Source organism: Quadrisphaera granulorum, from assembly GCF_003149145.1.
Taxonomy (GTDB): domain Bacteria; phylum Actinomycetota; class Actinomycetes; order Actinomycetales; family Quadrisphaeraceae; genus Quadrisphaera; species Quadrisphaera granulorum.
In genome coordinates this window covers 38,901-51,898 of record NZ_QGDQ01000023.1, presented here as the reverse complement: position 1 = coordinate 51,898, position 12,998 = coordinate 38,901, and the positions used below count along the sequence as shown (strand labels likewise).

The 12,998-nt window shown below is 72.0% G+C and carries 9 protein-coding genes, 1 pseudogene and 2 riboswitches; of the genes and pseudogenes, 9 read left to right on the top strand and 1 reads right to left on the bottom strand.

Annotated features, from left to right (window positions below; all coding sequences use genetic code 11):
* The 8 genes and pseudogenes from BXY45_RS16645 to BXY45_RS24760 form a co-directional block, all read left to right on the top strand.
* Window positions 1-1,125, top strand: a complete 1,125-nt coding sequence (locus BXY45_RS16645; protein ID WP_109775637.1) for a LacI family DNA-binding transcriptional regulator — start codon at window positions 1-3, stop codon at window positions 1,123-1,125.
* 130 nt (window positions 1,126-1,255) lie between these two features.
* Window positions 1,256-2,521 (top strand): extracellular solute-binding protein, encoded by a 1,266-nt coding sequence (locus BXY45_RS16640; RefSeq protein ID WP_211319665.1) that lies wholly within the window; start codon window positions 1,256-1,258, stop codon window positions 2,519-2,521.
* A 78-nt stretch (window positions 2,522-2,599) separates the two neighbouring features.
* Window positions 2,600-3,523, top strand: a complete 924-nt coding sequence (locus BXY45_RS16635; RefSeq protein WP_109775636.1) for a carbohydrate ABC transporter permease — start codon at window positions 2,600-2,602, stop codon at window positions 3,521-3,523.
* Window positions 3,524-3,539: 16 nt separating this feature from the next.
* A complete protein-coding gene (locus BXY45_RS16630) occupies window positions 3,540-4,373 on the top strand; it encodes a carbohydrate ABC transporter permease (protein WP_109775635.1) in 834 nt (277 codons plus the stop codon).
* Between the two features lie 133 nt (window positions 4,374-4,506).
* Window positions 4,507-6,324: a glycoside hydrolase family 3 N-terminal domain-containing protein gene (locus BXY45_RS16625; protein WP_109775677.1), complete on the top strand. Its 1,818-nt coding sequence runs from the start codon at window positions 4,507-4,509 to the stop codon at window positions 6,322-6,324.
* A 94-nt stretch (window positions 6,325-6,418) separates the two neighbouring features.
* Window positions 6,419-7,519, top strand: coding sequence for a TIGR03885 family FMN-dependent LLM class oxidoreductase (locus BXY45_RS16620; protein WP_109775634.1), 1,101 nt, complete (start codon window positions 6,419-6,421; stop codon window positions 7,517-7,519).
* Window positions 7,519-9,180 carry an alpha-amylase family glycosyl hydrolase gene (locus BXY45_RS16615; protein WP_211319663.1) on the top strand — a complete coding sequence of 554 codons (1,662 nt, stop codon included), beginning with the start codon at window positions 7,519-7,521 and terminating at the stop codon, window positions 9,178-9,180. The genes BXY45_RS16620 and BXY45_RS16615 overlap by 1 nt, the downstream gene beginning before the upstream one ends.
* Before the next feature lie 33 nt (window positions 9,181-9,213).
* A pseudogene (locus BXY45_RS24760) lies at window positions 9,214-9,759 on the top strand (DNA polymerase beta superfamily protein); the annotation flags it as partial.
* Window positions 9,760-10,098: 339 nt separating this feature from the next.
* Here BXY45_RS24760 and BXY45_RS16605 read toward each other — a convergent pair.
* Window positions 10,099-11,139, bottom strand: a complete 1,041-nt coding sequence (locus BXY45_RS16605) for an LLM class flavin-dependent oxidoreductase (RefSeq protein WP_109775633.1) — start codon at window positions 11,137-11,139, stop codon at window positions 10,099-10,101.
* A 30-nt stretch (window positions 11,140-11,169) separates the two neighbouring features.
* Window positions 11,170-11,280, bottom strand: a riboswitch (SAM riboswitch).
* A gap of 111 nt (window positions 11,281-11,391) precedes the next feature.
* Window positions 11,392-11,504, top strand: a riboswitch (SAM riboswitch).
* 33 nt (window positions 11,505-11,537) lie between these two features.
* On the opposite strand from BXY45_RS16605, the gene BXY45_RS16600 reads away from it, so the two are divergent.
* Complete coding sequence (locus tag BXY45_RS16600; protein ID WP_109775632.1) at window positions 11,538-12,995, top strand: aminotransferase class V-fold PLP-dependent enzyme; 1,458 nt, start codon at window positions 11,538-11,540, stop codon at window positions 12,993-12,995.
* The last annotated feature ends 3 nt before the right edge of the window (window positions 12,996-12,998 follow it).

Genomic DNA, 12,998 nt, shown 5'->3' with positions numbered 1-12,998 from the left:
ATGGCGGGTCGCCGTCCCACGGTCTACGACGTCGCCCGACAGGCCGGCGTCTCGATCGCCACCGTGTCGTTCGCGTTCCGACGCCCGGCCGAGGTCCGTGCCGAAACACGTGAGGCCGTGCTGCGAGCGGCCCAGGAGATCGGTTACGTACCCAGTGCCTCGGCCCGCGGACTCGCGCAGCGGCGCACGGGCGCGCTGGGCCTGCACAGCTTCGAGTACCTGCTCGACAGGCCGCAGGGCCTCACCGAGGGAGCTGTGCCCCTGCAGGTGGCTGACCTCGACCTCGACCAGGACGTCGTGTCCTGGGACCAGCTGGGACCGGGGGCGGTCAGCGGCCCCGCCGCCTTCCCGCTCTACGTCGACGAGGTGCAGCGCGGCTTCGAGTTGGAGGCGCGTCGTCACGGCAGGCCCGTACTGGTGGGTCGGAGTGCCGAGTCCGGAGGCGACGTCACCGAGACCGCCGGGCGCGTGGACGGACTGGCGATCTTCCCTGGTCGGGCCGCGGAGCGCCTCGTCCGCGAGGTGCGGTTGCACATGCCCGTCGTCGTCTTCGGGAGCCCACCCGACGACGACCCCCACCATCACGTGCTGGCGGACAACCGCGGCGGTGCGCGCGAGCTGGTGCGCCACCTCGTCACCGTCCATGGCCTGAGCGACCTCGCGTTCGTCGGGAGTCAGGCGCCGTGGGACCTGCGCGAGCGGTTCTTCGGGATGCGTGGCGAGCTGGAGGCCCTCGGGCTGCCCGCGCCCGACGAGGTCTGTGATGACACCGACCTCGTGGACGGGGCGACCTTCGACGGGGTGCGAGCTCTCGTGACTTCCGGGCGGCTTCCCCACGCGTTGGTGTGCGGGAGCGATCAGGTCGCCCTGGCCGTGCTCGAGCTGCTGGCACGAGAGGGCGTCCGCGTGCCGGAGGACATCGCGGTCACGGGCTTCGACGGCATCCTCGCCGGGCGCCTGGGCGCAGTGCCGCTGACCACCGTCGCCCAGCCCATGGAGGCCATGGGTCGCGTGGCGGTGCACCTGCTCATGGGGGCCGGGGACGAGGGCGGCCGCGTGGTGCGCCTCGGGACACGGCTGCAGGTACGACGCTCGTGCGGGTGCTCCAGGCCGCCGACCTCCTGACCGCCGACCTCCTGACTTTCGACCGGCCCTTTCGCCTTGTGTCCCCGACGGGGACCGTGGTTCACTCGTGACGTTCTAAGCGCATAGATCCGCGGCGAAGGTGCCTGCGGACCGTTCCAAAGGAGGACTCGTGCGAAGGACCAGACGTCTCGCAGCAGCGGCCGCACTCGTGGTGGCGTCCCTGCTCATGACCGGCTGCGGTCGCTCGGACGAGAGCGCCGCAGGGCCCGCCGAGGCCACCGCGCTCGGCTCGGGCAAGGCCTCGGGAACGGTGACCCTGTGGGCGATGGGCACCGAGGGCGAGCTCCTGCCCGAATTCGTCAAGACCTTCGAGCAGGAGAACCCGGGGGTCGACGTCGAGGTGACGGCCATCCCCTGGGACGCCGCGCACAACAAGTTCCAGACCGCCATCGCCGGCGGTCAGACACCCGACATGGCGATGATGGGCTCCACGTGGATGACCGACTTCGGCAGCGCCTTCGCCACGGTCCCCACGGACCTCGACACGTCGGGGTTCTTCCCCGGGGCCGTGCAGTCCACCCAGGTAAACGGGCGTGCGGCGGGCGTGCCCTGGTACGTGGACACGCGCGTCCTCTACTACCGCACCGACCTCGCGGCCGCGGCTGGGTGGACCAAGCCCCCCGCCACCTGGGACGAGCTGCACCAGATGGCCTCCGACATGAAGTCGAAGGCCGGCGCCGAGTGGGGAATCCGGATGCCCGCGGGCAACGACTCCTACCAGGGCAGTCTGTGGATGCCGCTGTCCAACGGCGCGACGCTCACCGACGGGTCGAAGTGGACCCTGGACACCCCGCAGCAGGTCGAGGCGTACGAGTACTACAACAGCTTCTTCACCGACAAGCTCTCCAACCCCGACACCGACATCTCTCCCGGTGCCGCCGAGGCCGACTTCGTCTCCGGCGCCACGCCGATGTTCATCGAGGGTCCCTTCATGCGCAGCCAGCTCGCGAAGCTGGGCGGTGAGGGGTTCGACCAGAAGTACGCGTCGGCGGTGCTCCCCACCAAGGTCTCCTCGACCTCGTTCAGCGGCGGCGCGAACCTCGTGGTGTTCGACCAGAGCAAGAACAAGGACGCTGCCTGGCGTCTCGTCCAGTGGCTGAGCGACCCGAAGACCCAGGTGTCCTGGTACCAGACATCCACTGACCTACCCGCCTCCCAGCAGGCCTGGCAGGACCCGTCGCTGTCCGGTGACGCGAACCTCGCCGTCTTCGGTGAGCAGCTCAAGACGGCGGTCGCCCCGCCTGCCAACCCCACCTGGACCCAGGTGGCCGCTGCCGGAGACACCGAGCTGGAGAAGATCCGGCGCGGCCAGGAGTCCGTGCAGGACGGGCTGAAGGCGCTCCAGCAGCAGGCCGACGCGATCGGGCTGGGCTGACCCGTGTCCGTCGGAACTACGCCCGCAGCCGGGGCGGTCGATCGCCCCGGCCGCGGGGCCACCAGGCCGGCTCCGGGGATGGCGAGCAGCAGGAAGGCTGGCGCGTCAGGCGCGCCTGCCTCGCGGCGGCGCCGTCGTCAGGCGATCGTCGCGTGGGGCTTCTGCCTGCCGTTCGTCGCGGTCTTCACCGTCTTCATGCTCGGACCGCTCCTCGGGTCGTTCGCGATGTCCTTCACGGACTTCACCGCCCGCGACATCCGCACGCCGTTCGCCGTGAACGTCGTCGGGATCGACCAGTACTCAGCCCTGCTCAGCGACCCACGCTTCCTGCGGTCGCTCGGCGTGACGGCGGTGTTCGTCGTCGTCGGCATCCCGATCACGATGCTGGTCGCCCTCGCCCTGGCCCTCGCGCTCAACAGCGGCGGTGGCCGCCTCGTGGCGATCTTCCGGGTGGGCTTCTACGCCCCCGTGGTCACGAGCATCGTCGCGGTGGCGGTGGTGTGGCGCTACATCCTGCAGCCCGACGGGCTGCTCAACCAGGCGCTGGCGCTGGTGGGGATCCAGGGGCCGAACTGGCTGCAGGACCCGTCGTGGGCGCTGCCGTCGCTCATCCTCATGGCGGTCTGGCGCAACGTCGGCACCCTCATGGTGATCTTCCTGGCGGGGCTGCAGGCCGTGCCCGAAGACGTGCAGGAAGCCGCCGTCATGGACGGCGCCGGGCCGCTGCGCCGCCTGGTGTCGGTCACCTTGCCGCTGCTGCGCCCGACGCTGCTGCTCGGCGCGGTGCTCATCTCGGTGGGCTACCTGCAGTTCTTCGAGGAGGCCTTCGTCATGACCCGCGGTGGGCCGCTCGACTCGACGCTCTCGGTCGCCTACTACACCTACCAGCAGTTCGGCTTTGGCCAGTACGGCCTGGCCTCGGCCGCCAGCTACGTCCTGTTCCTCGCGATCGCGCTCGTCAGCCTGCTCCAGTTCCGGCTGCTGCGCTCGCAGGACTCGTGACCCCGGGAGCCCGATCATGTCCGTGACACGACGCCGGCCCTCAGCGAAGGTCCTCACCTACGCGGTGCTCACCGTCGGCCTGGCCGCCTGGCTGGTCCCGTTCGCCTGGATGGCGCTGGGGTCGGTCAAGACGCAGGGCGAGATCCTCCAACGCCCGCCCACGTGGTGGCCGGAGAACCCGACGGGCGCCAACTTCGCGGCCTGGTTCGACCGGCTCGGCTTCACCACGTACTTCACCAACAGTCTCGTCGTGGCCGCGGCGACGGTGCTCGGCAACCTCGTCTTCTGCTCCATGGTCGGCTACGCCCTGGCGAAGGTGGACTTCCCCGGCAAGCGCGCGCTGTTCGTCGTCGTCATGGTCACCCTCATGGTCCCGGGCGTGGTGACCTTCGTGCCGCTGTTCGTCATGGTCTCCAAGCTCGGCCTGGTGAACACGTACGCGGCGCTGGTGCTGCCGTTCGTCACCACCCCGCTCGGGGTGTTCCTCATGCGGCAGTTCATCCTCGGCATCCCCGACTCGCTGCTCGAGGCCGCGCGCATCGACGGGGCGGGGGAGCTGCGCATCTTCGCGCGCGTCGTCATGCCGCTGTGCGGTCCGCCGCTGGCAACGCTCGGCATCCTCACGTTCCTGTCGAGCTGGAACAACTTCCTCTGGCCACTCGTGGCCGCGCAGAGCGAGTCGCGCTACACCCTGCCCGTGGCGCTGTCGCTGTACTCCACCGGCCAGAACGCCACCGACTACGGGCTGCTGCTCGCCGGGTCGGTGCTGGTCATCACCCCCATCCTCCTGCTCTTCGTGGCGCTCCAGCGGTACTTCATCCGCGGGGTGGCGACGACGGGCCTCAAGTGACAGCTCCACGACTGACAGCTCCACGACGACGAGGAGAACCGTGCCCGCCACCCCGAGCACTCCGAACCCCCTGCTGACCACCCTCACCGCACCCGACGGCACCGTCTACCGCGACCTCAACGGCAACGGCGTCATGGACCCCTACGAGGACCCGCGCCGCACGCCGGACGAGCGCACGGACGACCTGCTGGCGCGGATGTCACTGGAGGAGAAGGTCGGCCTGCTCTTCCAGACCGTCATCGAGGTCGGGCCCGACGGCGCACTCGTGGAGGGCGCGGGGAACATCAGCAAGTCCGGCACGTCGGAGGTGGTGCTGCGCAAGCACCTCAGCCACTTCAACGTCCACCACATCGCCGCGGCGCGGCAGGCGGCACGGTGGAACAACACCCTGCAGCGCCTCGCGGAGGGAACCCCGCACGGGGTGCCGGTCACCATCAGCACCGACCCGCGGCACGCGTTCCAGGAGAACACCGGCGTGGCGTTCTCCGCGGGACCGTTCTCGCAGTGGCCCGAGGCGATGGGGCTGGCAGCTCTCGACGACATCGACCTGGTCCGCCGCTTCGCCGACGTCGCCCGCCGCGAATACGTGGCAGTGGGCATTCGGGCGGCCCTGCACCCGCAGGTCGACCTCGCCACCGAGCCCCGCTGGGGCCGGCAGGCGCAGTCGCTCGGGCACGACGCCGAGCGCGTCGCCGCGTACACCGCCGCCTACCTCGCCGGGTTCCAGGGCGACCGGCTCGGACCCGACAGCGTCGCGTGCACCACCAAGCACTTCCCCGGCGGCGGACCCCAGAAGGACGGCGAGGACGCGCACTTCCCCTACGGGCGCGAACAGGTCTACCCGGGCGGGATGTTCGAGTACCACCTGCGGCCCTTCCAGGAGGCCATCGCCCACGGCACCGCCGCAGTGATGCCCTACTACGGCATGCCCGTGGGGCTCGTGCGCCACGACGAGCCGATCGAAGAGGTCGGCTTCGGCTACAACCGCCAGATCATCACCGGACTGCTGCGCGAAGAGATGGGCTACGACGGCGTCGTCGTCACCGACTGGGAGCTCGTCAACGACAACCACGTCGGCGACCAGGTGCTCCCCGCGCGGGCCTGGGGCGTGGAGCACCTCGACCCGGCCGGACGGATGCTGAAGATCCTCGACGCCGGATGCGACCAGTTCGGCGGGGAGGAGTGCGTCGACGTGCTCCTCGACCTCGTGCGCTCCGGTCGCGTCTCCGAGGCGCGAGTGGACGAGTCCGCGCGGCGTCTGCTGCTCGTGAAGTTCCGCCTCGGGCTCTTCGACAACCCGTACGTCGACGAGGACGCCGCGGAGGCCGTGGTCGGCTGCGCGGAGCACCGCGCGCTGGGGTTCGAGGCGCAAGCGGCATCGGTGACGGTGCTGCAGAACGACGCCCCCACCGGCCAGCCGGACGGCCGTCCGCTGCTGCCCCTGCCACAGGACGGCGCGGGGCTGCGCGTCTACGCCGAGGGCGTGCGCCCGGAGGCGCTCGCGGAGTGGGGGGCTGCCGTCGCGACCGCTCCCGAGGACGCCGACGTCGCCGTCGTCCGCATCGGGGCTCCCTTCGAGCCGCGCAGCGACCTGTTCCTGGAAGCGTGGTTCCACCAGGGCTCCCTGGAGTTCCCGCCCGGGCTGGTGCACCGGCTGCGGCGGGTGGCCGACCACTGCCCGCTGGTGGTCGTGGTCGGGCTGGACCGGCCGGGGATCCTCACGCCGTTCACGGAGTTCGCCGCGGCGATCGTCGCGGAGTACGGCAGTTCCGACGCGGCGGTACTGGCGGCGCTGACCGGGCGGATCGCACCGCGGGGGAAGCTGCCGGTGGAGATCCCGCGGTCGATGGACGCCGTGCGCGCGTCGCGGGAGGACGTGCCCAGCGACACCGCCGACCCGGTGTTCCCGTTGCACCACGGCCTGGGCCTGGAGGTGCCTGCGACGGTGTGAGCCCCGGTGAGGCACGTCAGCGACGGACGGGCAGCCCGATGCCCGTCCGTCGTCGACGTGCTCAACCGCTGTGCGCCCCCTAGCGTCGCTGTGCGTGACGGTGATCGGCTTCCACTGCAGCCACGAACAGCTCCCTCCGAGCCGGCTCCTGGAGTACGCCGTCATGGCGGAGCAGGCTGGCTTCACCGCCGCCATGTGCTCGGACCACATCACGCCCTGGGGCACCGCCCAGGGCCAGTCGGGTCTGGCGTTCGCGTGGCTCGGTGCCGCGCTCGCCCGCACGCGTCTCCCGTTCGGCGTGGTCCACGCCCCCGGCCAGCGCTACCACCCGGCGATCACGGCGCAGGGCATCGCGACGCTGTCGGAGATGTTCCCGGGCCGCTTCTGGGCGGCGCTCGGCAGCGGTCAGTACATGAACGAGCACGTCACGGGGCAGGGCTGGCCGCCCAAGGACGAGCGAGACGCCCGGCTGGTGGAGGTGGTCGACGTCGTCCGTCGGCTGCTGGCAGGCGAGGAGGTGACGCACCGCGGACGGGTGGTCGTGCACGAGGCCCGGGTCTTCAGCCGCCCGCCGGTCGAGCGGGCGCCGGCGCTGCTGGCCGCCGCGCTGACCCCTCGCACCGCGCAGTGGGCCGCGAGCTGGGCCGACGGCCTCATCACGGTCAACGCCCTGCCCGACCAGATGCGCTCGGTGGTCGAGGCTTATCGGGGCGCGGGCGGCACCGGTCCGGTCAACCTCCAGGTGCACCTGTCGTGGGCGCCCACCCGCGAGGAGGCGCTGGCGGTGGCGCACGAGCAGTGGCGCAACAACGTCTTCACCTCCAAGGTCCTCGCTGACCTCGCCACGGTCGAGCAGTTCGACGACGTCGGCCAGCGGGTGCAGCCGTCCGAGGTGGAGAACTCGGTGCTGGTCTCGGCCGACGCAGCGCACGTCGCGGACACCGTGGCCGAGTGGGCCGGGCTCGGGTTCGACGGCGTGTACCTCCACCACGTGGGACAGCATCTCCAGGCGTGGATCGACGAGGCCGGCGAGCGCGTGCTGCCGCGCCTGGCTCCGATGGCTCCGCCGGAGCTGGTCGGCCGCACCGGCGGGGGGACGACGGCGCGCGCCCTGGCCGAGCGAGGGGGCGGCACCGCACCCGCGTCGGACCGGGGCGCGGCCGGGGGCGCCGACGCAGGGACGGGAGTCCTCTGATGTTGACCACGACCGCGGACGAGTGGTGGGCCACCGCCGTCGGCTACTGCCTGGACATCAAACGCTTCACCGACTCCGACGGCGACGGGCGCGGTGACCTCGCCGGGCTCGGCGCCCACCTCGACCACCTGGTCGACCTGGGGGTTGACTTCCTGTGGCTGCAGCCGTTCTACCCCTCGCCCGAGGGCGACGACGGCTACGACATCTCCGACTATTACGGCGTCGACGACGGTCTGGGCACGCTGGGCGAGTTCGTCGAGGTGGTCCGGGCGGCCCGCGAGCGCGGGATGCGCGTCATCGTGGACCTCGTCGTCAATCACACCAGCGACGAGCACCCGTGGTTCCAGTCGGCCCGCTCCGACCCGGACTCCCCCTACCGCCACTGGTACGTGTGGCGCGAGGAGCCGGACCCCGAGGACGACGACGCGGACATCATCTTCCCGGACGCGGAAGACTCTGTGTGGAGCCACGACGAGGCGGCCGGTCTCTACTACCGCCACCGCTTCTACCGCCACCAGCCCGACCTCAACACCTCCAACCCCGAGGTTCGCGACGAGATCCGCCGGATCATGGGGTTCTGGCTGCAGCTGGGCGTCGCGGGCTTCCGGGTGGACGCGGCCCCGTACCTGGCCGAGACGGCCACCCGGTCCGGTGACGCCGACGACGCCGGCGTGGCGAGCGGGGCCGGTTCGCCCGGCTCGCCCAGTGGCGAGCGCGATGAGCAGCACGACGGCGACACCGCCCTGGACGAGTCGCTGGCGATGCTCGACGTGATGCGCACCTTCCTGTCTCGCCGCAGCGCTGAGGCGGTGATGCTCGGGGAGGTCAACAAGCCCCGGGACGAGATCGCCCCCTTCTTCGGCGGCGCCGGCCAGCGCATGACGATGTGCTTCGACTTCACGCTCAACCAGGCCCTCTACCTGGCGATGGCCCGCGGTGACGCCTCCCCGCTGCGCGACGCGCTGGAGTCTCGGCCGCGGCTCTCGGAGGGCAAGAGCTGGGGCCTGTTCGTCCGCAACCACGACGAGCTCACCCTCGACCAGCTCGACGACGACGAGCGGCAGGAGGTCTTCGCCGCCTTCGGCCCCGAGGAGGAGGTGCAGCTGTTCGGCCGCGGGCTGCGGCTGCGCCTGCCGACCATGGTCGACGGAGACCGAGACCGGATGGAGCTCGCCTACGTCCTGACGTGGAGCCTGCCCGGCACACCGGTGCTCTACTACGGCGAGGAGGTCGGCCAGCTGGAGGACCTGTCGATCCCGGGGCGGATGTCCGTGCGCACGCCGATGGCCTGGGCCGCCGGCGACGCCGGTCCCGGACCGGTGGTGGCAGATCAGGAGCGTGACCCGGACTCCCTGCTGCACTTCTTCCGCCGCATGCTGCGCGCCTACCGCGGCCGTCCCGAGCTTGGCCGCGGTGAGGTGCGCCTGGTGGACGTGGGGGAGCCGTCGGTGCTGGCGCACACCATGACGTGGCGGGGCCGCACGGTGCTGGCGCTGCACTCGCTGTCGTCCGAGTCCCTCACGGTGACGGTGCCGGACGGGGTGGTGGCGCCGGGCACCGAGCTGGTGGAGCTGCTGACGTCTACACCGGTGACCGTGCCCGAGGGGCCCTTCGAGCTGGAGCTGCCCCGCTACGGCAAGGTCTGGCTCGGCGACACCTGATACTCGCTTGCGCCTGTCGGCGATGATCTCCGCGTGGACAGGGACGACGTCGACAGCGGCCGTACGTGGCTGACGCAGCACGGTGACACCACCGCCACCGAGCGAGAGATCCTGCGCACGGTGGTCGGCTCGGGTGTGCATGGCATCGCCATCGAGGGCACCGACGACCACGACGAGATGGCCGTTTTCGTCGAGCACCCGCGTGCGGTGCTCGGCGTCGGGCACGTCGACGGCCACTACGTCGCGCGGACCGTGCCCGAGGGGCACCGCTCCAAGCATGGCGACGTCGACCTCGTCGCCTATAGCCTGCGCCGCTACCTGGCGCTGGTCATGACGGGCAACCCGACCGCGTTGCTACCGCTCTTCACGCCGCCCTCCGACGTGCTCGTCACGACGCCGTTGGGAGAGCGACTGCGCGCGCTCGGCCCGCAGCTGCTGAGCCAGCAGGCGGGGCACCGGTTCCTCGGGTACCTGCGCAGCCAGCGTGAGCGGATGCTCGGCGTCGCGTCCGGTGCCCCGAACCGCCCGGAGCTCATCGCGCAGTACGGGTTCGACACCAAGTACGCCTCTCACGCCTTGCGGCTCGCGATCCAGGGCCTGGAGGTCGCACGCCACGGGCGCCTGACACTGCCGATGCCGGAGCCCGATCGCCAGCTGGCACTGGAGGGTCAAGCGCGGCGAGCGCACCCAGGAGCAGGCGCTTGCTCTCATCGATGCCCGCGCCGCCGAGCTGGAGGACCTGCTGGCCACCGGTCGGTCACCGTTACCGGAGCACCCCGACCTCGACGCCGTCAGCGCGTGGTCGACCACCGAGCACCTGCGCTACTGGCAGGAGCACGGCCTGCTCGGCTGATCAGGACGACGACGGCGCGGGCGTCAGCCCAGACGCCACGACTGCCGTCGCCGTCGTCGTCCTCCTCAGGCCGGAACAGGGACGGGCACGGCGGCTGGCCGCCACCCCAGCGCCGGAGCGACCGAGCGAGCGACGTCCGTGAGGATCTGGGCGTAGTCCTCCGCGGAGAACTCGTACGGCAGCTCCAGACGCAGCTCGCTGACCTGCGCCACCACCGGGTCGGCGAGGAGCTTCTCGACGATCTCGTCGCTGCTGCCGACGAGGTCGGGCGCGAAGCGCGTCGCCGCGGGCCCGTGCGCGGTCAGCGTGCGCTCGTGCCGGCTGGCCGCGTACTCGCGGTAGCGCGCGCGGGTCGAGCGGTCTGCACTGTCCGTCGGCACGACCACGCGCCCCAGCGCCACCCGCAGCGGCCGCCGCGGGTCGGACGCCGCCGCGTGCGCGCGGAGCACGGCCAGCTGCACGGAGGTGAAGTCGTCACCGTCAGTACCCGAGACGATGTTGCCGGTCAGCAGGTGAAGGCCTCGCCGCCCCGCCCACGCGGCGGACCGGGCGCTGCCGCTACCGAGCCAGGCGCGGTCCACCAGGCCGGGGCTGTAAGGCTGGACGCGCGGGCGCTGGACGTTGCCGGGGGAGCGGATGACGGTGTCGGGTCCGCCCAGGTACCGGCCTCGCAGGTGCTCCACGGTCCGGGCGATGCGCCCGTAGGACAGGTCCCGCTTGGCCCAGTCGCCTTCGTGGACGAGGTCTCCGAGCAGGTCCAGGTGCGGTGCTCCGGTGCTGAAGCCGGGCTGGAGGCGTCCCCGGGAGAGTGCGTCGGCGGTGGCGAGGTCCTCCGCGAGGCGCAGCGGGTTCTCGTAGCCGATGGGGATGACGCCGGTGCCGAGCTCCAACCGCGACGTGCGCTGGCTCGCAGCCGCGAGGAACACCGCCGCGGACGAGACGCCGTGCTCGAGGTGGCGCTGCCGCACCCAGCCTCCGTCGTAGCCGAGGCCTTCCGCCAGCTCGAAGAGCTGCAGCGTCGCCTCGAGGCCGGCGGCGGGATCGTCGTCGGGGTAGTTGCCGGGCGTCAGGAAAGCGAGGGAGGTGATCGGGGACGACGACGACACGGACTGCTCCTCGGGTCCTGGCCCTGACGGGCCACGCGCTTGCGGGTCCGGACGGACCTGCCGGGCTGTCACCTGGAGCACCCCGCTCGCGGAGAGGGTTGCTGGTCAGCAAGCCAGGGCTTGTCGCTGACGCTCGTTGCCGCGGGTGAAGCTAGAGGCGTTCCCGAGGTGTCGTCAACCAGGGGCCGCGTGGTGGCTGTGTCCTCACGCTGGAGCTAGCCCCGACCACGCTCGGTGTCGTAGCGTGTGCGCCGTCACGAGTGCCAGCACCAAGCCCCGGCTCGCTGGCCGGCAACCCTGCTCCGCGCTGGGGTGCCCCGGGTGATGACACGGTCCGTCCCGTCCGGGGCGGGCAAGTGCGGACCCTCGACGGGTCCCCGACTCCGCGAGGAGCGCTCATGACCACGACCCTGCCCACGCCCTTCCCGACGCAGCAGTCACAGCAGACGGGGCACCGGCGGCGCGACAGCTGTCCCGGCGCGGGTCCGCTCGCCGCGGGGCCGCTCGCAGCGCTCGTCGGTGCCGACCTCCAGGTGCCGCTCGTGACCGGCGGCACCGTGCGCTACGCCAACCTCGACCTCGCCGCCAGCGCCCCGGCGCTCGCGTCGGTGGCCGGCAGGGTGGCCGAGTACTTGCCCCTGGCCGCCAGCGTGCACCGCGGCGCCGGCTACTCCTCCACCGTGGCGACGGCGGCGTACGAGCACGCCCGCTCCACCATCGGCGCGTTCGTCGGCGCCCGCACGGGCAGTGACGACAGCGCGGACGTGGCAGTCGACGTCGTCGTCATCACCCGCAACACCACCGACGCGCTGAACCTGCTGGCCTCTGCGGTGCCCGACGTCCCCGGCACCGATCGACCGGTCGTGCACCTCGACCTGGAGCACCACGCCAACCTTCTGCCCTGGCAGGCACGCGGCGCCCGTGTGGTCACCGCGGGTGTGTCCGTCGAAGAGACCGTCAGGGCCGTCGACGCCGAGCTACGCCGCGAGCCCGCCGCTCTGCTGGCGGTCACCGGCGCCTCCAACGTCACCGGCGAGCTGCTCCCGCTGGCCCAGCTGGCCGAGATCGCCCACGCCCACGGCGCCCGCATTGCCGTCGACGGCGCCCAGCTGCTGCCGCACCGTCGGCTCGACCTCGCCGCTTCGGGCGTCGACTACGTCGCCGCCTCCGGGCACAAGCTCTACGCACCTTTCGGCGCCGGCTTCCTCGCGGGGCGACGCGACTGGCTCGACGCCGCCCCGCCGCACCTGGCCGGAGGCGGCGCGGTGCGAAACGTCACCACCGAGACCGCCACGTGGACGACGTCGCCGGCCCGCCACGAGGCCGGCACGCCCAACGTCGTCGGCGCCCTGGCACTCGCCGCGGCGTGCGAGACGCTCGCGGCGTTCCCGGAGCGGGACGTGATCGACCACGAAGCCGAGCTGCTGGCTCGCCTCGAGCGGGGACTGGCGGAGCTCGACGCCGTGCGCGTGCTCCGCCTGTGGCCGGGTCTCGCCGTCGACCAGCGGATCGGCGTGCTGACATTCACCGTCGAGGGCGTGCGGCCGAGCCTGGTGGCCCAGTACCTCTCGGCCGAGCACGGCATCGGCGTGCGCGACGGCCGCTTCTGTGCCCACCCGCTGCTGGAGCGCCTCGGCGCCGACGGCGGAGCCGTGCGCGCCAGCCTCGGGCTCGGGAGCAGCGCCGACGACGTCGACAGGCTCCTCGCCGGCCTGCGCCAGCTGCTCACCCGCGGTCCGGCGTGGACGTACGGCGGCCCCGAGGACCAGCCCGTGCCCGACCCGCGGCCCCTCCCGACGTGGTTGCCCGCCGCCGCGCTGCCCGCGGGTACCGGCTCACCGTGCGGACAGCACTGACCG